Here is a 24,139-nt window from a genome sequence, read left to right on the forward strand (position 1 = left end):
TGCACACCCCCAGTGCGGCGGCAATGCGGCGAACAGTCCCGCAACACCCGCCAACGGCAGGCGAGGGGAGACTCAGGACCATCGGTGTCCTCGTCTGCCGTCCCTGGTGTCAGAAGTTTGTCTCGTTCTGTAACAGTAAGCAGAAGAACTGGGTTCCAGATGTTGCAGATCGAGACGTTTGCCAAGTGGTCCCTCCGTTTGTCTCGATCTGTAACAGTAAGAGGAGAAAATCGGTCCTATGTGTTACAGATTGAGATTTAAAGTCATGGAGAGATTCTTCTGTCTCGATCTGTAACATCTAGGGACCGTTTTGGGGTCTAGATGTTACAGATTTAGATGAACCTATCAGTCGGTTTCGAATGTCTAAATCTGTAACGGTTAGACCTGTTTTTGCCGAGTTGTTGTTACAAATTGAGATTTAAGTCGGGGAGAGAATGGTTTGTCTAAATCTGTAACATCTGGGACTGTTTTTGCCGAGTAACTGTTACAGATTGAGACATTCGGCCTGGACGTTTTCTTTTGTCTCAATATGTAACAGCTAGCTGATGTTTTGGGTTCTAGATGTTACAGATCAAGACAAACCTTCCGGCGGATTTTGAATGTCTCGATCTGTAACAGTAAGAGGGGTTTTGAGGCCCTAGATGTTACAGATTGAGATGTTTGTGTCCGCATCAGCCCCGCTTGTAACCGTAGTCCCATATAAACAAACCCCGTGGTAAACTTGACCAGACTGTAAATATTCCGAAAGGTACACCTCAATGTCCAAGTACATCTCCGAGCTCATGTCGCCGCAGCTTATGGGCGTCATCTATGCCTTCGTGGGCTTTATCATCGCCCTGTACGTGCTGTCGGTCGTCTATGTGTTCATCGACGCTCGCCGCCGCGGCGCCAGCGCCTACGTGGCATGGGGCATCATTGCCCTTATCCCGTTTGTGGGCCTCATCGCCTACCTGGTCCTGCGCCCGCACTCCTACGCGGCCGACCGCGAGGAGCAGGAGCTGGACATGGCCCTGCGCGAGCGCCAGCTTGCCCAGTACGGCACCTGCCCGCAGTGCGGCGCCCCCATCGAGAAGGACTTTGTCGTCTGCCCGGTGTGCGACACCCAGGTTCGCAACGTGTGCCCCAGCTGCCATCGCCCGCTCGACGCGCACTGGAAGGTCTGCCCCTACTGCCGAACTCGCATCCAGTAACGCATCCATCGCCGGGCCGGCCGTAAGCCACGGGCCCCGCGCGTCACGCGCAAGCCGCACGCGCGCCCCGCAGCCCCGCCCCCACACGATGAAGCATGCGTAGAAAATCGCCCGCCGTGCCATTAAGGTGCGGCGGGCGCTTGTATACCAAGGCAACCTGCCTATAATGATGCAAGTCAAAAACGCCGCGCCCACCAGGCGCACGCACTTGCATTAGGCATCCGAGAGGAGAAAACATACCCATGAAGGCACTCTACAATGACGGTTCGGTGGCCGAGCTCCCGCAGGACGAGGTCACGCACGTCATCCGCCACTCCGCCGCGCATATCATGGCGCAGGCCATCAAGCGCCTCTATCCCGAGGCCGACTTTGCCTATGGCCCCGCGACCGACAACGGCTTCTACTACGACGTCGACCTGCCCGAGGGCGTCAAGATCAGCGAGGACGACTTCCCCGCGATCGAGGCCGAGATGAAGAAGATCGTCAAGGAGAACCTTAAGTTCTCCGTGTACGAGAAGCCCCGCGCCGAGGCCATCGCCCTTATGGAGGAGCGCGGCGAGAAGTACAAGGTCGAGCACATCGGCGACTTGGACGACGACGCCCGCATCACCTTCTATCAGCAGGGCGACTACATCGACATGTGCGTCGGCCCCCACATCTGCTACACCAAGGCTCTCAAGGCCTTTAAGCTCACCGGCGTCTCGGGCGCTTACTGGAAGGGCGACAAGGACAACAAGATGCTCACCCGCATCAACGGCGTCGCCTTTGCCACCAAGGAAGAGCTCGACGAGCACATGCACATGCTGGAGGAGGCCAAGAAGCGCGACCACCGCAAGATCGGCCGCGAGATGGACCTCTTTATGATGCGCGACGAGGCCCCCGGCTTCCCGTTCTTCCTGCCCAACGGCATGATCCTTAAGAACACGCTGCTCGACTACTGGCGCGAGATCCACCACAAGGCCGGCTACGTGGAGATCTCCACGCCGCTCATCATGAACAAGCAGCTGTGGAAGACCTCGGGCCACTGGGATCACTACAAGGACAACATGTACTCCACCGTCATCGACGACGAAGAGTACTGCATAAAGCCCATGAACTGCCCGGGCGGCGTGCTGGTGTACGCCTCCAAGCCGCACTCCTACCGCGAGCTGCCCATTCGCGCCGGCGAGATTGGCCTGGTGCACCGCCACGAGCTGCGCGGCGCCCTGCACGGTCTGTTCCGCGTGCGCTGCTTTAACCAGGACGATGCCCACCTGTTTGTACGCCCCGACCAGCTGACCGACGAGATCGTGGGCGTGGTCAACCTCATCGATTCCGTGTACCAGAAGTTTGGCTTTAAGTACCACGTTGAGCTTTCCACCCGCCCCGAGGACTCCATGGGTTCGGACGAGGACTGGGCTCGTGCCGAGGAGGGCCTGCGCACCGCTCTGGAGAAGCTGGGCATGGACTACGAGGTCAACGAGGGCGACGGCGCCTTCTACGGCCCCAAGATCGACTTCCACCTGGAGGACTCGCTCGGCCGTACCTGGCAGTGCGGCACCGTCCAGCTCGACTTCCAGATGCCGCTTAACTTTGATCTGGAGTACGTGGACGCTGACGGCACCAAGAAGCGCCCCATCATGCTGCATCGCGTGTGCTTTGGCTCCATCGAGCGCTTTATCGGTATTCTGATTGAGCACTTTGCGGGCAAGTTCCCCACCTGGCTGGCTCCCGTGCAGGTCAAAGCGCTTCCCGTCTCCGAGAAGAGCCGCGACTACGCCCATGAGGTGTGCGCCAAGCTGGAGGAGGCCGGCATTCGCGTGGTCTGCGACGACCGCGACGAGAAGATCGGCTACAAGATCCGCGAGGCCCGCAGCATCGACCGCGTGCCCTACATGCTCATCCTGGGCGAGAAGGAGGTCGAGGCCGGCAACATCTCCGTCCGCGATCGCTCCAACGAGACCGTTCAGATGAGCGTTGACGAGTTTGTGGCCAAGGTGCTCGAGGAGATCAAGACTCGCGCCTAGCACAAACTATACAAGAATTAACAAAGGCGATCGTCCTCGCGGGCGGTCGCCTTTTTTGTTGTCTATAGAAGAAAAGCCGCTGGTTAGAGCGGCTTTTTTGTTGTGCAAAAAGGTACAGGTTTTTGTAGAGGGGTATGGAGATGCGCCCATTCGCGGCGCATTTTGTGCAATCTGGGAAAACGCGAGCAGTTTGTTCGTATAATGAGCAACGTCGAAAGATACATAAACCTGTACTTTTGCGACTGCGCCTAGCTGCGAGCGAGAAGCCTGTTCTTAACGCCCCTGCACCCGCGTGTGTCGCGGATGCAAGTTAAGGGGGCGAGAGATGGAACAGACGATGCGGCGCCAAGAGCAGCTGCCCGGCGCCTTTAGTGGCGCTACTACCAACAGCCAGCATGGCCGCGTTCGCTGGTATCTGGTCCACACCCCCAACGGTAAAGAGCGCGAGACCTGCGAAAAGGTCCGGCGCATTATCCCGCACGAGCTGATGCAAGACGCTTTTGTGATGCAAAAGGAGTTCTGGTTTAAGCGGGACGGTGCCTGGTCGCTCCAAACCAAACCCATGTACAAGGAATACTTCTTCGTCGCCACGCGCGATGCCGCCCGGCTCGATAAGGCTTTGGCCCAGTTGAGCTTTGGTTGTCGCATTGCCGGCAGTAAGGAGAGGGCCTATGCGCCCATGCCGGACGATGCGCAGGACTGGTACCGCACTGTGCTCGACGACGACGGCGTGGTGCGCAACAGCGTCGCCCGCATAGAAGACGGTGTGCTGCACATAGAGCAAGGCCCGTTGGTGGGTCAAGAGGCCCGCGTAAAGAAGATCGACCGTCATAAGCGCTGGTGCCTGGTAAACGTGGGCGAAGGCGACTCCGCATTTAGGGAGCTGCTTCCGTTGGACGTGCCCAGTAAGACGTAAGGGGACGTCGCGCTGGCAATTCATTCGCAATTTGAATTCATCGATTGGGGGATCCCTGGAATCAGGGACGTGGATTTGAACTTGACTACTAATGAAGTGACAGGGAAAAACGCGCCGGTAGGGGCCGCGCTCGTTGCCCAGGCCATGAATGGCGGAGGCGTGGGTGTGCGCTACAAAGCCATGCAGGCCGTGAAGGACTGGGACCGCACGCGCCTGGGCTACAGGGCCGTAAAGCGCGCGTTCGACATCGTGTTCAGCGGCTGCGCGCTGGCAGTCATCGCCATTCCGAGCCTGGTGCTCGCCGCCGCCATCCGCCTGGAGAGCGAGGGCAACCCGTTCTACAACCAGATCCGCGTGGGCCAGACCCACCGCGACGGCAGCCTGTCCACCTTCCGCATGTGGAAGTTCCGCTCCATGTACAGGGACGCCGACGAGCGCCTCGCCGAGCTCAAGGGGCAGAACGAGATCGCCGGAGCCATGTTCAAGATGAGGGACGACCCGCGCGTCACCAAGATCGGCAGGTTCATCCGTAAGCACTCCATCGACGAGTTCCCGCAGTTCCTCAACGTGTTCCTGGGCCAGATGTCCGTCGTGGGGCCGCGTCCGCCGCTGCCCAACGAGGTCGCGGAGTACACCGAGTACGACCTGCAGCGCCTGGCCGTGAAGCCGGGGATCACCGGCTGGTGGCAGGTGACGGAGCGCAACTCGACCGGGTTCGACGGAATGGTCCGCAGAGATCTGGAGTACATCGCCAAGCGCGGTCCCGTTACGGACCTCAAGATCGTCGCTCTCACGGTGATCGAGGTCATTACCGGCAAGGGTGCGTGCTAAATGACCAGCTTAAACAACCGATTTGAATCGGAGAAGAAAATGAAGATCGCTGTCGCCGGTACCGGCTACGTCGGCCTGTCCCTTGCCGTCCTGCTCTCGCAGCACAACGAGGTGCATGCGCTTGATATCGTGCCCGAGAAGGTCGAGAAGATCAACAACTACGAGTCGCCCATCCAGGACGACGAGATCGAGCGCTTCCTGGCGGAGGCCAAGGCGGGGGAGCGCGAGCTCGACCTGCACGCCACAGTCGACGTGGCCGAGGCCTACACGGGCGCCGACTACGCCGTCATCGCCACGCCCACCAACTACGACTCGGACAAGAACTTCTTCGACACGAGCTCGGTCGAGGCCGCCATCTCCGCCGTTCGCTCCGTGAACCCGGACGCCTGGATCGTCATCAAGTCGACCATCCCCGTGGGCTACACCGCGGGCCTTCGCGAGAGGCTGGGCGACAGCAAGATCTTCTTCAGCCCGGAGTTCCTGCGCGAGAGCAAGGCGCTCTACGACAACCTGCACCCCAGCCGCATCGTGGTGGGCGCGCCGAAGGAGGACGCTGACGCCGTCGCAGCTGCCGAGCGCTTCGCGCGTTTGCTCGCGCAGGGCGCCGACCCCGTCGAGCTCGAGCGTGTGAATGCCGACGGTACCGTGGGTATCCCGGAGCTCGTGCTGGGCACCACCGAGGCCGAGGCCGTCAAGCTCTTCGCCAACACCTACCTGGCGCTGCGCGTGGCTTACTTCAACGAGCTCGACACCTACTGCGAGGTGCGAGGTCTCAACACCCGCGACGTCATCGACGGCGTGTGCCTGGAGCCGCGCATCGGCAGCCACTACAACAACCCCAGCTTCGGCTACGGCGGCTACTGCCTGCCCAAGGACACCAAGCAGCTGCTGGCCAACTACAGGGACGTGCCCCAGAACCTGATCGAGGCCATCGTGGACGCCAACCGCACCCGCAAGGACTTCGTGGCAGACGAGGTGCTGCAGATGGTGTGGGACCGCGTCTATGCCGGCAAGGAGAAGCCGGTCGTGGGCGTGTACCGCCTGACGATGAAGTCCAACTCCGACAACTTCCGCGCGAGCTCCATCCAGGGCGTCATGAAGCGCGTGAAGGCCAAGGGCGTGCCCGTGGTGGTCTACGAGCCCACGCTGGACGCGCCGGAGTTCTTCGGCTCCGAGGTGACCCACGACCTAGAGGCCTTCAAGGCCGGCTGCGACGTGATCGTCGCCAACCGCTGGAGCGACGAGCTCGCTGACGTGGCGGACAAGGTTTTCACACGCGATTTGTTTAAGAGGGATTAGCGCATGACGGAAAGTCACAAGGATATAAAAGTGTGTTTTGCCGCGTCATCTGGCGGGCATCTGGAGCAACTGCTTGCGCTTAGACCCTTGATGGAGCGCTACGACAGTTTCATTCTCACCGAGAAAACTGCCTACAATGCCAAGCTGCCCGTGCGGGTTCGCTATGTTCGCCAGGTGAATCGGCATGAGGCAAGCTTTCTTCCTCGAATGGCGGTCAACGCTGTGACGTCTCTTCGTTATTGGTTTGCCGAACGCCCTGACGTGATTGTGTGCACGGGGGTGCTGGCTACCATTCCATTTTGCCTAGTTGGGCATGCGATGGGCGCCAAGCTCGTATATATCGAGTCTTTCGCCAAAACCGACTCACCAACCATGACGGGAAAGCTGCTGAGCAAGCGCGCCGACCGTTTTTACGTGCAGTGGGAATCGATGCTTTCCGTATACCCCAACGCCCGCTTTGTCGGCGGCGTGTACTAGGGGGATGATCGCATGATATTTGTCACCGTGGGCTCTCAGAAGTTCCAATTCGACAGGTTGATCAAGGCGGTAGATGGTCTTGTCGCGAGTGGTGTTGCCAGGGACGGAGCATTTGCCCAGACGGGTGCATGTGCTTACATTCCTGAGCATATGGAACACGAGGCATTTCTTGACCGTGATTCCTTCCGCGCTCATATGGATGCTTGCGATGTCGTGGTAACTCATGGAGGCACCGGCGCCATCATTGGCGCCGTTAAGGACGGCAAGAAGATCATCGCTGTTCCGCGTCTAGCAAAATACGGCGAGCACGTTGATGATCACCAGATTGAGATTGTCAGACAGTTTGGGGAGATGGGGCTCATAGAGCCCTGCGTAGACCCGGGAGATTTACTCGAAGCTTATGTGCGTGTGACGACGAAGGATTACCTGCCTTATCGAAGTAATACTGAGCATTTCTGTGCCGACCTTTCAGAATATATCGATGGTTTTGGAGACGACCGATGAACACAATGGTGAAGAACACTGTGCTTGCACCCTTTAATGCGCTCTACGCCGTGTCGCCCGAGCTTTGTCTGAAGGCGCTGTTTCACATCAAGCAAGGTTACGCGCTCGACCTGCAGCGCCCCAAGACTTTCAGCGAAAAGATTCAGTGGATTAAGCTTTATGATCACAATCCCCTGATGCCGCGCTGTGCCGACAAGTTCGCGGTACGCGGCTATGTGGAGGAGTGCGGTTGCGGGCGGTATCTTAACGAGCTTCTGTGGCACGGCGACGACCCTGCACAGATTCCTTTTGACGAACTGCCTGAAAAGTACGTGGTGAAGGTGACGCACGGTTCGACCTTCAACGTAATTGTTAACGGTAAAGAGTCCGTTAACCGTGACGAGGTTGTACGCAAGTGCCATCAGTGGCTCAAGGCTAAGTTCCTTCCTTGCTACGGTGAGTGGTTCTATGGCCGTAGCGGCGGCGTGGAGCCGAGCGTTGTCGTTGAGAAGTTTATAGAGTCCGACGCCAATAGCGGCTTGGATGACTATAAGGTGTTCGTCATGAACGGCAAGGCCGTCCTTACGCTTGTATGCACGGGTCGTACTGCGAATGCTCACTTTGAGGACTGCTACGACATGGACTGGCACCTTATTGAGGGCTACGACATGGGTGAGAAGCGCTCGGGTAAGGCCATTTCCAAGCCCGCGTGCTTTGACGAGATGATTTCGGCAGCTGAGACCCTTGCGGCTCCTTTCAACCATGCTCGTGTTGATTTTTATATTCTGGGGGGAGGTTCGGAGCTGGTCTTCGGGGAGATTACCTTTACCTCGGGGTCAGGCTTCGACCGATTCCATCCGCGCGCGTTCGACGAGTGGTTGGGCGAGAAGCTGGATTTGCAAAAACAAAATATGTAGTCGTAGAAGTAGCAGCGTAGGGAGCGTTCTTTCATGAGTATAGACAACCTCAAGAAGAGCGTGTTCCTGGCTTCGTTCAACCTGCTGCACCGAGTTAGCCCTGTGCTGACACTAAAGATTCTATTTAGGATGAAAGTCGGATATCCCTTGAACTTGGAACGGCCGAGAACATATAGCAAAAAGCTGCAGTGGATAAAACTGCATGATCATAATCCTGTTATGGCGCAATGTTGTGACAAGTTCGCCGTGCGCGGGTATGTTGAATCAAAGGGGTGCGGGAGCTATCTAAACGAGCTTCCATGGCAGGGTTTCAATCCGGCCGATATTCCTTTTAATGAATTGCCTGACCAGTACTTGGTTAAAGTGACGCACGGCTTAACATTCAACGTTATCGTAGGTGGGCCTAAGCTTTTCGACCGTGATGATGCCATACGTAAATCTCGCAAGCGGTTGCGTGCGAAGATTTTACCTTGCTATGGTGAGTGGTTTTACGGGGTTGAACGGCCCCGCGTCATTGTCGAAAGGTATTTGGACGGCGATGGCGATAAAGGGCTGCTTGACTATAAGGTCTTCTGCTTTAACGGACAGCCGAAATTAATTGCAGTCTACTCTGACAGGGATTCGGAATGCCATGAAGATGTGTTCGATTTGAACTGGTCGAATAGGGGATTTGTGGGCACCTACCCGAGGAGTGGAAGGCAGATCGCTAAGCCCGTTTGCCTTGATGAAATGATATCTGTCGCGAAGGTTTTAAGCGCCGATTTTAACCATGCGCGTGTCGACTTTTTTATATGCGATGGCGCCCCCGTGTTCGGCGAGCTGACGTTCACCTTATCGGCAGGTTTTGCGCGATATGGAACGATTGAAATGGATTATCCGATGGGGAGCTGGTTAAAGCTTCCAGCTAAAAAGGTGGCGTAATGACGAACGAGTCGAATCCACGTGTATTGATGATTGGGCCAAGCTTGTCTTCTCGCGGCGGTATGGCAACCGTTGAGCGACAACTTGTGGAGTGCTTGCCAAAAGCAGGTGTTCAGACGAAGTTCATTTCGACCTATGACGACTGCGGAAAACTCGGGAAATTGGTCATTGCGTTGACCGCGTTTCTTCAGTTTCGATTTTCGTTAAATAAAACTGACATCGTTCATGTCCATATGGCATCTCGCGGTAGTTATGCAAGAAAAAAGTTGTTTATTGATGCAGCCGACCGCAGGGGCGTTCCGGTTATCCTTCATCTTCATGCTGCTGAATTTGCATTGTGGTTTGATAGCGAGTGCTCAGAAAAAGAGAGGCTTGACATCCACAATACTTTTACTCGTTGCGCCAAAGTCGTCGTTCTCTCTAAAGAATGGAAGAACTTTTTAATTAATAGGAACGTATGCGACTCTGAGCGCATAGCGGTATTGAATAATGCTGTTGATGTGCCGTCCGAAAATATGACTGACTACTCGCTTAATACTGTTCTATTTATGGGCCGACTCGATAATCGAAAAAGCCCAGATGCGATATTGCGTGCTGCAGTAAAGCTGCTTCCGTTGCATCCTGATGCCAAGTTTATTTTTGGCGGCGATGGCGATATCGCTGCCTATGAGAATCTTGCTCGTGAGCTTGGTGTTATTAATAGCTGCCGCTTTATCGGTTGGGCAACAGCTGAGAAAAAGATCAAGGCGTTTCGCGACAGCAGCATATATTGCTTGCCATCTAAAAATGAAGGAATGCCAATGAGCGTGCTGGAGGCCATGTCGTTCGGGCTTGCTACGATCTCTACGCCTGTCGGCGGCATTCCTCAGGTTATATCCGACGGTATAGACGGCATGTTATTTCCGGTCGATGATATTGATGCTTTGACTAAGATTCTCGATCGGTTGATGAGCGATGCGGCCTTTAAAGAGCGGATTGGCAAGAATGGTCGATTGCGCATCGAAAAGGCATTTTCTTTGGAGGCTTTTCTGAATCAAGTCAAGATGCTTTACGGAGAAGTTGCCGGATGATTGTAAACAATCCCGCATCCAACTTGGCTCAGAAGAACTCGCATTTTTTCCCTTTATTACTTACGGTGGTGCAGAGGGTTGAATAATATCATTCATTATTGCTGGTTCGGCGGCGCTCCGCTCTCCGAGACTGCCGTGAAGTCGTTAGCTTCGTGGGAAACATTTGCGCCTGGGTTTGAGGTCAAGCAGTGGAATGAGGATAACTTCGACTTCGCATCGTGCTCTTGGTCAAGGGATGCGTATGCGGCGGGCCTCTGGGCATTTGTGTCGGACTACGCTCGCTTTAAGATCTTGTATGAGTACGGCGGCATCTATATGGATATCGGCAGCGAGCTCATACGGGACATATCGCCTCTCATGGAAAGCATTCCTTTCACTGCAATTGAAGAATCATCGTTGACTGCCACTACTGGCTTGATTGTTGCTGTTGAGCCTCATGACCCTGTAATTCGTGCATGTATAGAACGATATGAGTCGATGAAGTTCTCTAGCGACCCTGATTTTCTCGATAAGACCACTGTGAATGAAGTGTTTACCGCTGAGCTCCAGAAAATCGGCTTTGAACGCGTGAACAAAGAGCAGCATTTTAGTGGCTGGCTTGCCTTGGATTCCAAAGCGTTCAACCCCGTTTACGGTTTCGGCGGTTATCACATCAAGCGTGAAACCTACAGCATTCATCGCTCTTCGGGAAGCTGGGTTGAGCCGAAATATCTCATCAAGAGGAAGGTCGTGCGTAAGTGTTCCCCGTTCATTGGGCGAAGGCTTTCGCAGATTTTGGGTCGAATTCTCATGGAGCTTAGTGACGGCGGCTTGGTTGCTGGAACTAAGAGAATCTTTGGCTTTGTTCGCGAAAAGATTGCTAAAGGAGAGAGAAGTTAGAGTGGGCGTATTCGCTAAAGATACTTTTCACTATTTCGGTTCGGAAGGCGTAGAGTTCGGCCGACTATTAGGTGATTTTGGCTATCGCTATGTTTTCTATCTAAGGATGTGTCAAACAGGGGGATTGCGAAAACTCATCTTCACGCTACCGAGGAAACATCTTTCCAGGAAGTGTGGACTCGAGATTTCACCATCGACTCAAATTGGTGAGGGCTTCTACATTGGTCACCCTTACGGCATTACTGTTAACGCCGGCGCGAAGTTGGGCCGTAACGTGAACATCCATAAGGGATGCACCATCGGCCAAGAAAACCGTGGCCATAGAAAGGGCGTCCCTACGATTGGTGACCGCGTATATCTCGGTATTAACTCGACGGTTGCAGGTAATGTGGCCATTGGAAACGATGTCTTTATTGCCTCCAATACCTTTGTTAACCAGGATATTCCCAACCATTCGATAGTCATAGGTAACCCGTGCAAGGTTATCAAAACCGTTAACGCTACTGAAGGTTACATCATTAATTTGGTTTAACGAGCTCTCGATTAGATAGGCGGAAAGATATTGAAACGCATAGGTATCCTCACATTTTCGAATACCGTAAACTTTGGTGCCTCGCTACAGGCATGTGCGCTGCGCAAGACCGTGATGTCGTTGGGTTGTGACTGCGAAGTGCTCAATTACAGCAATAAGGAACTCGATGATCGAGAGTTGGGTACGCGCTTTTCATTCAATCCTTCAGATGCCGTTCGCTATTTCCTTCGCAGGGGTTTTGAGCGCCAGAGGCTTAATTCGTTCAGTCGATTTGCTAAGCGCAATCTAAGCCCTACGGGAAAGCTGGATAAGCAAGCTCTTATTGATAGAGCCAAGAGCCTCGACTGTGTTCTCATTGGCAGCGATCAGGTTTTCAATCCTCGGGTTAATGGCCATGACCCCGTCTTTTTGGGTGAAGGTATCGCTGAAGTTACAAAGGTCGCGTCTTATGCTGCCAGTTTGGGAGATGCGACGGCAGAATCCATTTCGGCATGCGATGAAGGCGCGGCCGACAGGCTGGAAAAGTTCACTGGTCTTTCCGTTAGGGAACCGAGCTCTATGGAGGTCCTTAGCGAGATGGGGCTCGAATCTGTATTTATGCCCGATCCGACCCTGCTTCTTACGGGCGATGACTGGTCGGCGTTTGCCTCAGATGATGGCTTGGATACGATACCTCAATCCTACGTCCTACTTTATACGCTTAACTCTGAGCAAAAACTCGTGGATCGAGCTAAGAAGATCGCCAGCGAGCTCGGCGTTCCTGTCGTCTGCATTCATTACAACACTAAGAAATTCCCCGGCATGATCAACTTGAGGGGTATCGGCCCAGCTGCTTTCTTGAAGCTCTTGAGCGGGGCGACATTTGTTTGCACAGACTCCTTCCACGGTGCCTGCTTTTCCATGAATTTCAATAAGCCGTTTATCGTTAAAACGTCGGATTCCGCCGTTCAGAGTAACGTTAGGATTACCGACCTTCTCGCACGTTATGAAATAGAGGACTGCCTGTATCGCGACGAGGTCGTTACTTCGACTGTCGACTTTGGTCATGCCAACCAGACCCTCTCGCATGACCGAGAGGCGGCGCGCGCCTTTATCGCTCATTGCATTGGATTGTAGGTGTCGTTTCTAGCTTATGTTTGCAAAGAACACTTTCTGGAACTTGGTCTACCAGCTGACCGCTATCGTTGCCGGCTTTCTCGTCCCAAGGGCGATTATCGGCGTGTACGGATCCGAGGTTAACGGTCTGGTGACCTCTCTAACTCAGTTCATTGGTTATTTCGCGCTTGTTGAGGCGGGCATTTCTGGTGCAGCAACCTTCGCTCTATATAAGCCCATTGCCAAGGGCGACTGGGACGGTATTAACGTTGTGGCTTCGGCTTCAAAGGTCTTTTATCAGAAGTCGGGTATGTTGTTTCTCGTCTTGCTGGTTGGCCTTTCGGTTGTTTACCCGGTGTTTGTCTCGGTAGGCTCGCTTGCGCCTTGGGAGATCATGGTGCTCACCTTCCTGTTGGGCGCGAAAATCGTAGTGGACTTCTTTTCTCTTGCTAAGTACCAGGTCTTCTTAACAGCCGACCAAAAGAACTGGCTTATTCAGCTTGCATCGACGGTCTTTACGCTGGTTAACACGGCTGTCATTTTCTTGTTTGCCTATCTTCATGCTCCTGTTGTTGCTGTCTTCGCGCTGGCTCTGACTGCGGTTTTTGCACGTAGCTTGATTCTTGCTCTGTACACACGCCGTCATTATCCGAAGCTTAACTGCAAGGTTGATTACGGTGACTATCGGCTACCCCAAAGGTGGGATGCGCTGTTTCTTCAGATCTTGGGAGCCGTTCAGTCGGGCGCGCCTGTTATTTTGGCGACCTTCCTCTGCGGAAGCATGAGCGAAGTCAGCGTTCTTGCTGTTTACATGCTCGTATCTACGGGCCTACAGATGATTCCGAATGTCCTCGGCACAGGACTTCAGGCGCTCTTTGGCCGGCAAATTGCAGAAGGAGACTATGTAGGTCTTCGATCTTCGTATAAGCCATATCGAGCACTTGTGTACGCAGTCTCTGCTGTGGCGTGCGGATGTGCTTTTTCACTGATTTTGCCGTTTGTGGATCTGTATGCGGGTGAGTTTCATGATGCAAATTACCACAATGCCCTCCTGGGTTTTCTCGTTGTTCTAAACGTGTTTCTCTATCATGGTAAGTCGTCTCAGGGTCTCCTTGTAATCGCCGCTGGTATGTACCGCGAAACTAGGGCGCAGACCTGCCTGCAAGCTGCAATCATCATTGTCTTGGGTATCCCTCTCACGATTCGCTTTGGGGTTGTAGGTACAATTGCCGCTTCCTGCGTGTCCAATCTTTACCGCGTGATCGATCTTTTGTTTTATGAGCCCCTTAAAATCTCGAAGGACTCTCTCTCAAGCTCATTTCGGTCGTTTGGCATCTATGTTTTGCAGACCGCTCTTGTTGTCTTGCCCGGTTATTTACTTTCTTGTTTCGCAGACAGTTGGACTGGATGGATAGCGGTTGCCATTTGCCTTGTCGTTTGGGGTGCTGTTGCTGCATGTGCATCGCTCTATTTCTTTGATAAGCCTAGCTATTGTTCGATAATTGGTCGTTTTATAAGGATTAAATAGCATGAATCATTTCTGCGTGTCTAAGCTTGGTGTAAAGTCCAGCCCCGAGTTAGACCGACGGTTTTCCCTAAGCGATGGCTCGATGGTATTCATCCCACTGCTCTTTTATGCCTTTTTCTGCCAATCGCTCGCTGCTTCTGCGCTTGCACTTGATGTCTGTCTCCTGCTATCTGCTGCGGCGCTTCTCCTACATTTTGTGACTAACAGAAGATTTGCTTGCAAGAGATTTGGCCTTGAGCTGGCTTGGGTGCCTTTCTTTGTGCTGTTCTTTATTCATAGTTTTATATACGGTGTGGCTAATTTGACCCTGCTCTTAGTCTATACGCTTTTATTTCTGTGCATGTATGTTGCGACAGGCGAGCGATCCTGGGTCACTTCATGTCTTAGGGTTCTTGTCGCCTTTGCAGCATTTCATGCGTTCTGCACTATCGTCTTCTGGCTAGTCCCCGCACTTTATCCGCCGGTTAAATCTGTCTTCTTTTCAGGTAGCTATATGGCTAGGGACTATCGCTCTGGCTTCACGGCGCACTACAGCACTAATTCGATTTATTTGAGTTTGGGTCTCGTCTCTTGGACTTGTGGTCTTGCTGGTGGCAGGGAAAAGGTTCGGATTAAAGATTTGATGCTGAGCCTGATGCTCTTGCTTGCGCTTTTCCTGACTACTAAGCGGGGTCCTTTGGTTGCATCCGTTGCTGCTATCGTCATCTCGTATCTGTTCGTAAACAGAAAGAAGCTTACCGGGACGATGCTCAAGACCTTGGTTGTTGCTGCAATCGCTGTAATAGCTGTCGGTGTTCTTGCTACGTTTGTTCCTGCTGTTCAGGCGACTCTTGAGAGGTTTATTGAACTGTCAGAGGATGACACTGGCAACGGTAGAAGCTATTTGTACGATTGCGCTTGGAGGATGTTTTATGCAAAACCCTTATTTGGTTGTGGTTGGGGGACTTATTCCAAGTATGTTGCCACTACCTCCCTTGGTGCAATGTACAGCAATCTTGGCTATTCGTCGATGAGTGCTCACAACGTATATCTACAGTTGCTTGCCGAGACGGGTGTGATTGGCCTTGCGGCTTTTGTTTTGCCTGCGTTTCTCTCCATCTTTGCAGCTGTGCATCAATCTGAGTCTCATTTAGAGGAGGGTCCTTATGGGGACTCCTTTTGCTTGTGGGCCTGTTTGGGTGTGCAGATTTTCTTTCTACTTTATTGCTTTTCAGGCAACCCTTTATACGATCCGCAGTGCTACATACCGTATTTCATTTCATGTGTGGCGGTGTTTGCTATTTGCGGCTCAGGCAAGATGATTCTTAACGATTGGGAGGGATTCCATGGATATCTGCAAAGATAGCCAACGCTGCACCGGGTGCTCTGCGTGTCTGTCTGTGTGTCCTCGATCGGCGATTCAGATAGTAGAAGACTCTCATGGGTTTTACCGTCCGAAGATTGACGAATCAAAATGTGTTGAGTGCGGTTTGTGCCAGAGGGTATGTCCGGCTAATGGTTTGACGAGCAACGATCTGAAGATGAGCCCTCGTCGGGTATTGGCTTATCAGGCTGATGACGCCGAACGCGCAAAAAGTTCCTCGGGTGCCGCGTTTTGGACCTTGGCTACTCATGTTCTAAATAATGGCGGCGTCGTTTACGGCGCTTGCTTCGATGAGGATTTCCGGGTCGTTCAGAGGCGTTGTGCTTCTGTGGAGGACGCGCTAGCTTGTCGAGGCTCTAAATACTCACAGGGTTTCGTTGGCTTTTCATTTGGTGAGGCATATAACGACTTGAAACAAGGTCTTGACGTGCTCTACACCGGTACTCCGTGTCAAATTGCGGGCCTTAGGAGTTTTCTTTCTAAAAAAAGCTATTCCGGTAAGCTGGTTACTTGTGATCTAATCTGCCACGGCACACCTAGTAACCGCATGTTCCGCGATTATATTTCCTTTTTGGAAGAAAAGTCTGGAAAGAAGGTCATCAAATATTTTCATCGCCCCAAGGACAGAGGTTGGGGAGTCCATGTCGAGAAGGCTCTCTTGGACGACGGCACTGCTCTCTATGACACGATTGAATCTAATACTTGGCGAGATGTGTTCTATAGCAATAACGCTTTAAATTCCAGCTGTTATAACTGCGCCTATACCGACGTCAACAGGGTGTCCGACTTCACTCTTGCTGATTTTCTTGGCGTCGATCGAGTTCGCAAAGGTTTTAATGATCATAAGGGACTTTCTGTTGTTATGGTTAATAGTGAGCTAGCCGAGCATATTGTCGCATCTGGTGTATTTGAGCCCGGCGTAACAGATATATCTCTTGAAGAGGTGCTGCCCGGTAATCCGATGCTGGAGAGGTCGTCCTCTCCGCAGGGTGACGTTGATGGTTTCTGGAAGGCTTATGAGCATAAGGGGTTCGAGGGCACTGCTCGGTTTGTTGGCGCCTACGGCTTCGTGAAATCTCTCAAGACTCTTGTGAAACAGCTTATTAAAAGGAAATAGTTACTAGGGGCGTTTCTCTTGAATTTAATGGAGTTTGTAGAGCATGTGGCGACCTGGTTTTATGTCCGGGGCAAGTTGGCGTTTCTTGCAGGGAGATTCCCTGGCCAGATAAACATGACGAAGGCTTTCAGGCGACCGTTTTATTGTCGCGTATCGGATAAAGGCGTTATTAACGTTGGTGAGCGAACATCTTTCAATTACGGTTGCGTCCTGATTGCTCATGAACGAATTGAGATTGGCAGAGGCTGTCTATTTGGTCCAAACGTCCATGTGTATGACTTCGACCACGGTATGTCCCAGAATGGAGTCATGTACCGGGACCAGCCGACTACGACTGCGTCCGTTCATATAGGTGACAACGTCTGGCTTGGCGCGAATGTCGTGGTGCTTAAAGGTGTAACCATTGGCGACAATGCGGTCATCGCTGCCAATAGTGTCGTTTATAAAGATGTTCCTGCGAATACGCTGCTACACGAAAAACGGGATCATGTTTGCAGAGAGCTTCAATAGGATGCTGGATTGGCTTTCAATTCACGATGTACGCTGATCCGATAAAGCAGTATTGATAATGGCTTAATTGGATTAAAGCGTGCTTGCATTAGGGGTATCGGCGTGGGTCGATACCCTTTTTTAACCGGTTTGAAACCGCATCACTGGTAACGTCAAGTTTTTTTTTGGAAATTGACAACCACATGACGGAGCACGGTCCGCGCTCTGTCATGTGGTCTCTGGCGGCTAAGCAGCGAATCACAGACGAAAAGGATAAGTGCCGAATTTGCGAACATCGTATCGGTCGACGAGGAACTGCTGTGCAAGGAAATGAAGACTCCTCCAAGGAAGACCACCGAGGAGGCGCCCAGCGCGCTGCTCGATGAGGAGGCTAATGGGGGATGGTGCTGTCGGTTGCGCTGGTCGCGCTGACGGGGGCGGCGTTGTTGTCTCTTTTGACATCTACTGCGGAATCACTTGAGTCGGTTGTGTTTGAGCTTGTGGTCCCTTCGGCCTTGTCAGTATCGCTTATTGCTGTCTTAGTTTGTGCCTGTTGGGCGGCTGTTGCTTGAGGCTGCATGGCTTCTGCGATGACCGCCATGGGTATTGGTGCGCTTGCCATGGCCATGCGCGATTGCACATGGTGGGCGATGGGGGGGCGTAGCGGAGCCTCTCTGGGAGCAGGCGATAGGGTCCAAAAGCAGCACCGGGCTAGCATGCCGCGCATATTTTGTTGGGGTTTTCGGAAACACCAGTAAACATCAGCGAGCTTTCTGTGTTAGCGATGGAATAATTTAGCCAAATATAGTCCGCCGAGATTGACCAATCCCGGCCGACCCATTTTAGCCAGCACGCCCGCATCTATGACTTTCCTATCGCATTCCTACATCCCCTCGGGTTGGATCCCCCTCACCTTCACCGCCTGGGGGACGGCATCCACCGAGCAGATGTCGAGCCCCTGCCGCGGTTCAGCTGCTGCTCGACGTCATCTCGACCTTCGACTCGACCGATAGATAGTCTTTGTTTCCAGCGGTATCCAGTCTATTTGATTCATCGCATACGCAACGATTCCGTTTTGAATCCCCGAGATGCTCGGCGGGAAGGACTGGTTATCCGCGTCGATAGAAAAGCTCTCTTCCCTGGCATCAAGGTGCTGCTGAATGCGGTCGGCGTACTTCTCTGCCCATTCGTCCGCCTTGCCATTTCGCACAAAGTAATTGTTGGATAGGTCGGTCGAGTGGTAGGCGTAGTCGTCCTTTTGGTAGTTTGCCGTGTGGTCTGAGTGGGCGATTGCCATGAGCTCGTCGGTCAGGCCAAAGTACAGATGGCGCTGGTCCAGGTCCCCGTACCACTTGTCGCTGGTGTCGTCCCAGGTTAGGTCCATCTGGCACCATTTGCTGTCGATCTTTACGGCGTTCCAGGTGTGGCCGTTGCCGGTGATGCGGCCGTTGGCGATGCCCGCGGCGTCAATGAGCTTGGAGTAGATGCGCTGGTAGCTCTCGCAGGTGCCCTGGTGGCGCGTGAGGCCGCTTTCGGCCGAGCACCTGTTGAGGTTGTGGTCGTACTCCAGCTGGTCAAGCGTCCAGTCGTGGAGCCACAGTGCCATGTCGTATTCCGAGCCGTTTGTCTGTTGCCTGCACTGGTCCACGGCGTTGTTGACGATCTGCGTGACGCTTGGGCGGGCGGCGTCGTTTACGGTCACCTCCGCCGTGGTGCGCAGGTAGTAGATTCCCTTGTCGTTTTGGGGGTCGTATCTGTCGTTGTCCATAAAGTAGAAGTAGATGCGGTACGTGCCCGATGCCGTGAAGTCAAATGTAAAGTCGTGGCCGGTGGCGCCCAGGCTGTGGTAGCTGCCCCATGCCGGGCGCGACGGGTCGCAGACGCTTTCCTGGCTGCCGCCGTCCCAATAGGTGGGTACGTCCATGCGCGCCTTGGCCTGGGACGAGCCGTTGGTCTGGGTTACGTGGAAGGTCGTCGTGGCGCCCGCGGGGGCGTCGTTCCACGAGACGGTGAAGGTGACGCCGTTTTGGGTTGCCGTGGCGGAGTGGGCGTAGGTGGTTTGTGACGTGGTGGAGATGGTCTCGGGCGTTCCGTTGGTTTGGGCGCGGAGGGATGGGGCGGTGGTGCCGGGCGTGGCGGCGTCTGCGGTGTTGGCGTCCGCGGGGTCGGTCTGGCTGGTGCCGGTAGATGTTGCGGTGCTGTCCTCTGCGGAATCTGCTGTCGCATTTGTGTTGGTGCCGTCTTCAGCTTCGCCTGTGTCGATGCTCGTGGCGTCGGCTTGCGCCTGCTGCTCGGTTGTCGCTCGAGGCTGAATGGCTTCCGCAATGGCCGCCATGGGTAGCGTCGAGCTGACCATGGACGTGCACGCGATCGCGCAGAGCAGGTAGTAAAGGGGTCGTTTCATAGCGGAGCCTCTCGGTGAGCAGCCAATAGGGTCCGAAGGCAGCTCCAGGCCAGCACTCCGCACATATTTTGTTTCGGTTTATTTTACGGGAACCCCAGTCAACATCAGCGAACTTTCTGGGGGATGTTGGGGAGGGGAGGGATGCTTGATTGCCCGGTGACGTTGTGGATCGCGTCGGGTTGACTATGCTCGATGCGGCAACTCCAGCATGAGGCCGTCTTGCGCCTCTTCGAGGCTCGGCACCGAGGCCTTCCAGGAAAAGTCCGCGAGGCTGCTGCTTAGGTCAAGCACTGCATGGCCGTACTTTTCAATTTTGCAGCCAGGGTGATTCTCGTCTGGTAAAAGGCGACATTCGACCGGCTGCGACCCGATGATTCGATACTCCTTCTGATATGCGTATTTGGGCGTTTTGATAACGAGATTGTGCGGGATGCCCTCAAAGATCTCGCGGATCAGTTTTGGCCCGGGGACGCCGTAGGAGATGGGACCGTGGGCGTAGATGCTTCCGTCGTCGGAGGTTTGTCTGTCGGCAAGGCGCGCGAAGCAGTCGTACTGCACGATGCCGATCCACCCGTCTGCGCACCCGAACTCCTGGATCATGCGTATCGGGATTTTCACGGCGTTGTCGACGAAATCGTTCTCGCGGACCGTGTACATGCAGTAGATGGGGAGGCAAGTATATCCGTAGAGACACACCCCAGGAGCCATGGACGCCTCGAGCGGATCGCCCTGCTCGCCAGGCAGGCCATGGTAGTAGCCGGCCGCGTTCATGTAGAGACGACCGGTAATCAAGTTGTCTATGTAGGCTTCCTTGGGTGCGAACTTGAGTAGGTATGCGATGCCGTCTTTGAGCATAGCGGATCCTTTCTTGGGTGGAGGTGCCCCGGGCCGCCTTGTGCGCCCCGGTTTCTCATTGCCAAGATAAGGGATATTCTCAGAACCTTCGTGCCGGATTGACGTGGACCTGCGCCGCTTGGGTGTGCTGGCTCATTAGGACGTTAACGCTTGCGCAGCAAAGAGCTTCGGGTGCTATATTCCGACCCGCTACGAAATGGTCTGCTAGTAGATTGGTTATAGTGGCACGCCTCAGCTTGACTGTGCGATGTTCACTTCCTTGTTTGCTTCACGAGCAATACGATGCTGGTCTTCATATTCGAATTCAAGAGATACGCATGTCGATGCATCGAGGTCGAAAACGTAATTGTATCCAGGGACCGAGACGATAACAGATGCGAAGTGGCATGAGTGATCACTGGACTCTTTTTTCATGTTGGAGAGCGCTTCGCGAAGCATTTCCTCGTCAGCAAGAATATTGGACCTGACAAACAACTCGTTTCTCCTAACGGTTTCGTAGTCACCAGAGTCGAGTCTGTCCAGCTTTTTGCGAAGAGCCTCAATAACCGGCTCGAACGAATCAGAACCATTTGGGCCATACAGGACTTCTTTTTCGAAATGCGCTCCACATTGCTCAATAAGTTCGACTCGACGTTTTTCCTGAGAAGAATCATTCTCGTATAGGAGTTTGGAATAGAGGGATTCTGCCTTTCTGCTGTCTTGTGATTGGGAAGCTGTTACCTCTATGCCCAGGGACTGTTCCCGATCGATCAGATCCGGTTTGTCGCTGTAAGCCAAATTGCCGTATTTGTCGCTATCGATAAATTGCAGAACATGTCTCGCATAACACTCCCAGATATCAATCTTGGTCCTGCCAAGGATGGGCATGACGTAGCTTTCGCTATCAATGGGGCTATGCATATGGCTCACTTCTGGTACTCGAATCTCGGGGTTAATGCCTGCCATATTTTGCGATATTTTTTGTCCTCGCGGCGTCCTATCCTTTTAGAAAAAACTGACTGTTTGGAGGATAGCGATGGAAACAACCACTGAAGAGTTTGAAGAAAGGCGCAGGCTCTTACTGCAAGTAGCTGAGGCTTATGCAAATCTTTTATATACGTATAAGACGCAGCTCGTTGCGGCGGACAACGCCAACGGACTCAACAACCGCTTATCCGTAATGCAGACTGTTTTGACATCGGTTTCCGCTTGTGGCTTTGTAAGTATCTGGCTATCTGGAATGAAAATTGCGGCGCTGGTTGCCGCCGGCCTATCTGTGATCAGTCTAGCAATAACATTTTATCTTAAAGGGGCAAACTTGAGCGAGAGGGCGAATTGTCATGGCGCTACCGCAGATGCAATTTGGGTGATTCTTCAGGGGTATCTATCACTTCTTGCCGACAGCCGCTCATTTGATTTGGCGGAAATCAGGTCTCGTCGTGATTCTCTTCAAAAGGAAGTTTCTTCAATTTACACAAAAAGCCCTATGACAAATCCCAAAGCTTATTCAAAGGCCCGTGAAAGCATTAAGGCGGGCGACTGTGGGTTTTCTCCGATGGAGATAGAACAAATACTCCCTGTCGGATTGAGGGATTTGGTTAGATAACTGAAGGGAGCAACATGGACGAAAAACGTTCTTTTGAGAACTTCTTCGATTCAATTTCGTTGGATTCATTGAGTGAGTATCAATCGTCGATTGAGTCATTGACGAAATTATTGAACAAAAAATACTACGATTCGGATTCTGTCGATGACCATTGTCTTGTGGTTGGATCAGTTGGTCGGCAAACCGCTGTTTCGGAAACTAGCGATCTCGACCTTTTGTTTGTACTGCCACAGGAAGTCTATACGAGATTCAATGCCTATGACTCTAATGGGCAATCAGCGCTTCTCCAAGAAGTCAAAAAAACCATTAAAAGCCGTTACCCCAAGACTGACATAAAAGGTGACGGACAGGCTGTAGTGATTAATTTCACAGACAGGTTTTATTCGATTGATTTGGTTCCTGCTTTTGAGCAGGATGACGGTTCGTTTAAATTTCCCGATTCGAATGATGGAGGATCTTGGAAAAAGACGGATCCTATTCCTGAGCAAGATGCCTGTTCTGTTCTATTTGAAAGGACCGATGGAGATGGCAAAAGGCTCTGCAATGCTCTAAGGGTTTGGAAAAATACTCTTGGATTTCATTTTAAGGGCCTGCTCATCGATACTCTTGTTAATAGTTTTTATAACCAGAAAGACCGTTCCAGCGACCCGTATGACCTCTTGTCCGACCTCTTTAAATATTTGTCCGAGCAAGATCGCGAACAATCTTTTTGGCATGCTCTGGGCAGCAACCAACAGGTTACGAATGATGACAATGGGGCGTTTGTACCAAAAGCCAAGAAAGCTCATGGAAAACTAATCGATGCCACTAGCTCTGATGAAAAAGAGCAAGTTCTCATTGATTTATTTGGAAAGCCGTTTTCCGAAGCTGTTGTCGATGGATCTTCCGATAGTGAAGAAGCCCAATTTGCTTCCAAGTATGGAGTGGCCATTGATGAGCGATTTGTCGAGGATCAATTTAAGGTTGATATTCGTCGTTCGATGGAAATCGATTGCCAAGTTATACAGCATGGATTTAGGCCCTCATTACTTAGGGATATGTTGGCTGGACATTGTCCTTTACTACGAAAGCGCTCGCTTCATTTCTTTGTTGTCAATGCTGCTTCTTTTAGGGATTGCGCTTTTTACTGGAAAGTTCGCAACCGCGGTGAAGCGGCATTTCAGAGAAACTGCATCCGAGGCGAAATTCAACGTGGCAATAAAGATGGCTTCCATGACGAGAGGACTGATTTTGTTGGCCCACATTATGTCGAGTGCTATGCGGTTAGGAACGGCGTTTGTATAGCACGATCTAGAATTGAAGTCCCTATCAGCTAGCTTAAAGTACGAATTACGTTCTTTGATCTGGTTTGATTATCGCCCAGCTGGGTCGATAAGCGTCGCTGTAAGATGTTCTCAGTGATATAGCCGTCGTGGACTCTACGTGAGGCGATGACAAAGAAGGGTCGTTGTTCGGTTTTCCGGCAACGGCCCTTTGACGTTTTTGCGACAACTGGATGTTGTCGCGGGCTATCCGCAATCACTTTGCGCCATTTTACGGGGACTATTGTGGAACGAGATTACTTAATGCTAACCGCGTTTTTTGCGATGTTCTGTAATTTGAGGAAAGGCAGCGCTACGGTTTGCGTCCAATGACGGTTTCTGTGACCGGTTCGATATGTGCCATCGAGCTTGGATGGCTTTCTGGAGAGTACTGTTATTGGTCCGATTACAAAACGGTAGTATCCTGCCTGCTTGAAAATGATGCCAAAGGCGTCAAGCTGGTTAGCAAAAATGATGCGAGTAAAACCCAGATAACCGAGATGACCTTGAAGCTTAAGGAACAAGGCGTTTCCGTTCTTGAGCTCAAGTATGTGCCCGGCGCTTCGGCGACCATCGTGTGCAACGGTGATTCCTCAAAGATTTCGAGTACTGCCGGTAGTGATTGGACGGTTGTTGGCTAGGGAATTTAACTCCGATTTTTACAAATATTGGTATTGCTTTTGTAGACAGGGCGCATAAATGTGATGTTCACTTGATGGTGGAACTTGGCGCAACGTTGCGGCTCTGCTGATGTTTGATTCGGGCTTGGTTTAGGACTGTCGTTATTTGTGGTGACGACAAATATAGCCAAGAGCGAGCGCATATGCCTGCCGTGGGATTTAAAGACGGCCAATATCCAGCCTAAGACACAAATTGATGGT

The 24,139-nt window shown here is 52.7% G+C and carries 22 protein-coding genes and 1 pseudogene; 20 read left to right on the forward strand and 3 right to left on the reverse strand.

What is annotated here, in order from left to right; genetic code table 11:
• The first annotated feature begins 758 nt into the window (after nucleotides 1-758).
• The 17 genes and pseudogenes from V2391_RS01245 to V2391_RS09620 form a co-directional block, all read left to right on the forward strand.
• Nucleotides 759-1,190: a double zinc ribbon domain-containing protein gene (locus V2391_RS01245; protein WP_006234085.1), complete on the forward strand. Its 432-nt coding sequence runs from the start codon at nucleotides 759-761 to the stop codon at nucleotides 1,188-1,190.
• A gap of 242 nt (nucleotides 1,191-1,432) precedes the next feature.
• Entirely contained in the window at nucleotides 1,433-3,196 is a 1,764-nt protein-coding gene (gene thrS / locus V2391_RS01250) for a threonine--tRNA ligase (protein ID WP_117584100.1), read from the forward strand.
• A gap of 325 nt (nucleotides 3,197-3,521) precedes the next feature.
• The gene (locus V2391_RS01255) at nucleotides 3,522-4,112 is read left to right on the forward strand and encodes a hypothetical protein (RefSeq protein ID WP_329737934.1); all 591 of its coding nucleotides are present in this window, start codon (nucleotides 3,522-3,524) and stop codon (nucleotides 4,110-4,112) included.
• Nucleotides 4,113-4,193: 81 nt separating this feature from the next.
• On the forward strand, nucleotides 4,194-4,943 hold the full coding sequence (locus V2391_RS01260) for a sugar transferase (RefSeq protein ID WP_329737935.1): 750 nt from the start codon (nucleotides 4,194-4,196) through the stop codon (nucleotides 4,941-4,943).
• Nucleotides 4,944-4,982: 39 nt separating this feature from the next.
• Nucleotides 4,983-6,242 carry a nucleotide sugar dehydrogenase gene (locus tag V2391_RS01265; RefSeq protein ID WP_329737936.1) on the forward strand — a complete coding sequence of 420 codons (1,260 nt, stop codon included), beginning with the start codon at nucleotides 4,983-4,985 and terminating at the stop codon, nucleotides 6,240-6,242.
• A 3-nt stretch (nucleotides 6,243-6,245) separates the two neighbouring features.
• Nucleotides 6,246-6,719, forward strand: a complete 474-nt coding sequence (pssD, locus tag V2391_RS01270; RefSeq protein ID WP_329737937.1) for a PssD/Cps14F family polysaccharide biosynthesis glycosyltransferase — start codon at nucleotides 6,246-6,248, stop codon at nucleotides 6,717-6,719.
• A gap of 12 nt (nucleotides 6,720-6,731) precedes the next feature.
• The gene (gene pssE / locus V2391_RS01275) at nucleotides 6,732-7,223 is read left to right on the forward strand and encodes a PssE/Cps14G family polysaccharide biosynthesis glycosyltransferase (RefSeq protein ID WP_329737938.1); all 492 of its coding nucleotides are present in this window, start codon (nucleotides 6,732-6,734) and stop codon (nucleotides 7,221-7,223) included.
• On the forward strand, nucleotides 7,220-8,119 hold the full coding sequence (locus V2391_RS01280) for an ATP-grasp fold amidoligase family protein (protein ID WP_329737939.1): 900 nt from the start codon (nucleotides 7,220-7,222) through the stop codon (nucleotides 8,117-8,119). Before pssE ends, V2391_RS01280 begins: the two co-directional genes overlap by 4 nt.
• Nucleotides 8,120-8,152: 33 nt before the next feature.
• On the forward strand, nucleotides 8,153-9,040 hold the full coding sequence (locus V2391_RS01285) for an ATP-grasp fold amidoligase family protein (RefSeq protein WP_329737940.1): 888 nt from the start codon (nucleotides 8,153-8,155) through the stop codon (nucleotides 9,038-9,040).
• On the forward strand, nucleotides 9,040-10,110 hold the full coding sequence (locus V2391_RS01290) for a glycosyltransferase family 4 protein (protein ID WP_329737941.1): 1,071 nt from the start codon (nucleotides 9,040-9,042) through the stop codon (nucleotides 10,108-10,110). Before V2391_RS01285 ends, V2391_RS01290 begins: the two co-directional genes overlap by 1 nt.
• 78 nt (nucleotides 10,111-10,188) lie before the next feature.
• The gene (locus V2391_RS01295) at nucleotides 10,189-10,989 is read left to right on the forward strand and encodes a glycosyltransferase family 32 protein (protein WP_329737942.1); all 801 of its coding nucleotides are present in this window, start codon (nucleotides 10,189-10,191) and stop codon (nucleotides 10,987-10,989) included.
• Between the two features lies 1 nt (nucleotide 10,990).
• A complete protein-coding gene (locus V2391_RS01300) occupies nucleotides 10,991-11,521 on the forward strand; it encodes a serine acetyltransferase (RefSeq protein ID WP_329737943.1) in 531 nt (176 codons plus the stop codon).
• A 30-nt stretch (nucleotides 11,522-11,551) separates the two neighbouring features.
• On the forward strand, nucleotides 11,552-12,637 hold the full coding sequence (locus V2391_RS01305) for a polysaccharide pyruvyl transferase family protein (RefSeq protein ID WP_329737944.1): 1,086 nt from the start codon (nucleotides 11,552-11,554) through the stop codon (nucleotides 12,635-12,637).
• A gap of 16 nt (nucleotides 12,638-12,653) precedes the next feature.
• A complete protein-coding gene (locus tag V2391_RS01310) occupies nucleotides 12,654-14,144 on the forward strand; it encodes a lipopolysaccharide biosynthesis protein (protein WP_329737945.1) in 1,491 nt (496 codons plus the stop codon).
• 1 nt (nucleotide 14,145) lies between these two features.
• On the forward strand, nucleotides 14,146-15,489 hold the full coding sequence (locus tag V2391_RS01315; RefSeq protein WP_329737946.1) for an O-antigen ligase family protein: 1,344 nt from the start codon (nucleotides 14,146-14,148) through the stop codon (nucleotides 15,487-15,489).
• Nucleotides 15,470-16,624: a Coenzyme F420 hydrogenase/dehydrogenase, beta subunit C-terminal domain gene (locus V2391_RS01320; RefSeq protein WP_329737947.1), complete on the forward strand. Its 1,155-nt coding sequence runs from the start codon at nucleotides 15,470-15,472 to the stop codon at nucleotides 16,622-16,624. Before V2391_RS01315 ends, V2391_RS01320 begins: the two co-directional genes overlap by 20 nt.
• A gap of 348 nt (nucleotides 16,625-16,972) precedes the next feature.
• A pseudogene (locus V2391_RS09620) lies at nucleotides 16,973-17,080 on the forward strand (DapH/DapD/GlmU-related protein); the annotation flags it as partial.
• A 1,018-nt stretch (nucleotides 17,081-18,098) separates the two neighbouring features.
• Here V2391_RS09620 and V2391_RS01330 read toward each other — a convergent pair.
• The 3 genes from V2391_RS01330 to V2391_RS01340 all read right to left on the reverse strand — a co-directional run bounded on the left by V2391_RS01330 (nucleotide 18,099) and on the right by V2391_RS01340 (nucleotide 21,317).
• Complete coding sequence (locus tag V2391_RS01330; protein WP_329737948.1) at nucleotides 18,099-19,517, reverse strand: transglutaminase domain-containing protein; 1,419 nt, start codon at nucleotides 19,515-19,517, stop codon at nucleotides 18,099-18,101.
• Nucleotides 19,518-19,700: 183 nt separating this feature from the next.
• Nucleotides 19,701-20,372 (reverse strand): hypothetical protein, encoded by a 672-nt coding sequence (locus V2391_RS01335; RefSeq protein WP_329737949.1) that lies wholly within the window; start codon nucleotides 20,370-20,372, stop codon nucleotides 19,701-19,703.
• Nucleotides 20,373-20,603: 231 nt separating this feature from the next.
• Entirely contained in the window at nucleotides 20,604-21,317 is a 714-nt protein-coding gene (locus V2391_RS01340) for a hypothetical protein (protein ID WP_329737950.1), read from the reverse strand.
• 70 nt (nucleotides 21,318-21,387) lie between these two features.
• On the opposite strand from V2391_RS01340, the gene V2391_RS01345 reads away from it, so the two are divergent.
• The 3 genes from V2391_RS01345 (at nucleotide 21,388) to V2391_RS01355 (ending at nucleotide 23,899) form a co-directional block, all read left to right on the forward strand.
• Entirely contained in the window at nucleotides 21,388-21,957 is a 570-nt protein-coding gene (locus V2391_RS01345) for an SLATT domain-containing protein (protein WP_329737951.1), read from the forward strand.
• A 14-nt stretch (nucleotides 21,958-21,971) separates the two neighbouring features.
• Complete coding sequence (locus tag V2391_RS01350) at nucleotides 21,972-23,273, forward strand: nucleotide-binding domain-containing protein (RefSeq protein ID WP_329737952.1); 1,302 nt, start codon at nucleotides 21,972-21,974, stop codon at nucleotides 23,271-23,273.
• Between the two features lie 314 nt (nucleotides 23,274-23,587).
• Nucleotides 23,588-23,899: a hypothetical protein gene (locus V2391_RS01355; protein WP_329737953.1), complete on the forward strand. Its 312-nt coding sequence runs from the start codon at nucleotides 23,588-23,590 to the stop codon at nucleotides 23,897-23,899.
• Nucleotides 23,900-24,139: the final 240 nt, after the last annotated feature.

It is taken from the genome of Collinsella sp. CM84Y_54, from assembly GCF_036317945.1.
In the GTDB taxonomy this organism is placed as follows: Bacteria; Actinomycetota; Coriobacteriia; order Coriobacteriales; family Coriobacteriaceae; genus Collinsella.

Coding starts and splice junctions, on each gene's coding strand:
- V2391_RS01320 (WP_329737947.1), top strand. CDS start 15,470: ATGGATATCTGCAAAGATAGCCAACGCTGCACCGGGTGCTCTGCGTGT.
- pssD (WP_329737937.1), top strand. CDS start 6,246: ATGACGGAAAGTCACAAGGATATAAAAGTGTGTTTTGCCGCGTCATCT.
- V2391_RS01255 (WP_329737934.1), top strand. CDS start 3,522: ATGGAACAGACGATGCGGCGCCAAGAGCAGCTGCCCGGCGCCTTTAGT.
- V2391_RS01355 (WP_329737953.1), top strand. CDS start 23,588: ATGACGGTTTCTGTGACCGGTTCGATATGTGCCATCGAGCTTGGATGG.
- V2391_RS01265 (WP_329737936.1), top strand. CDS start 4,983: ATGAAGATCGCTGTCGCCGGTACCGGCTACGTCGGCCTGTCCCTTGCC.
- V2391_RS01350 (WP_329737952.1), top strand. CDS start 21,972: ATGGACGAAAAACGTTCTTTTGAGAACTTCTTCGATTCAATTTCGTTG.
- V2391_RS01330 (WP_329737948.1), bottom strand. CDS start 19,517: ATGAAACGACCCCTTTACTACCTGCTCTGCGCGATCGCGTGCACGTCC.
- pssE (WP_329737938.1), top strand. CDS start 6,732: ATGATATTTGTCACCGTGGGCTCTCAGAAGTTCCAATTCGACAGGTTG.
- V2391_RS01335 (WP_329737949.1), bottom strand. CDS start 20,372: ATGCTCAAAGACGGCATCGCATACCTACTCAAGTTCGCACCCAAGGAA.
- V2391_RS01345 (WP_329737951.1), top strand. CDS start 21,388: ATGGAAACAACCACTGAAGAGTTTGAAGAAAGGCGCAGGCTCTTACTG.
- V2391_RS01285 (WP_329737940.1), top strand. CDS start 8,153: ATGAGTATAGACAACCTCAAGAAGAGCGTGTTCCTGGCTTCGTTCAAC.
- V2391_RS01315 (WP_329737946.1), top strand. CDS start 14,146: ATGAATCATTTCTGCGTGTCTAAGCTTGGTGTAAAGTCCAGCCCCGAG.
- V2391_RS01310 (WP_329737945.1), top strand. CDS start 12,654: ATGTTTGCAAAGAACACTTTCTGGAACTTGGTCTACCAGCTGACCGCT.
- V2391_RS01340 (WP_329737950.1), bottom strand. CDS start 21,317: ATGGCAGGCATTAACCCCGAGATTCGAGTACCAGAAGTGAGCCATATG.
- V2391_RS01245 (WP_006234085.1), top strand. CDS start 759: ATGTCCAAGTACATCTCCGAGCTCATGTCGCCGCAGCTTATGGGCGTC.
- V2391_RS01280 (WP_329737939.1), top strand. CDS start 7,220: ATGAACACAATGGTGAAGAACACTGTGCTTGCACCCTTTAATGCGCTC.
- thrS (WP_117584100.1), top strand. CDS start 1,433: ATGAAGGCACTCTACAATGACGGTTCGGTGGCCGAGCTCCCGCAGGAC.
- V2391_RS01290 (WP_329737941.1), top strand. CDS start 9,040: ATGACGAACGAGTCGAATCCACGTGTATTGATGATTGGGCCAAGCTTG.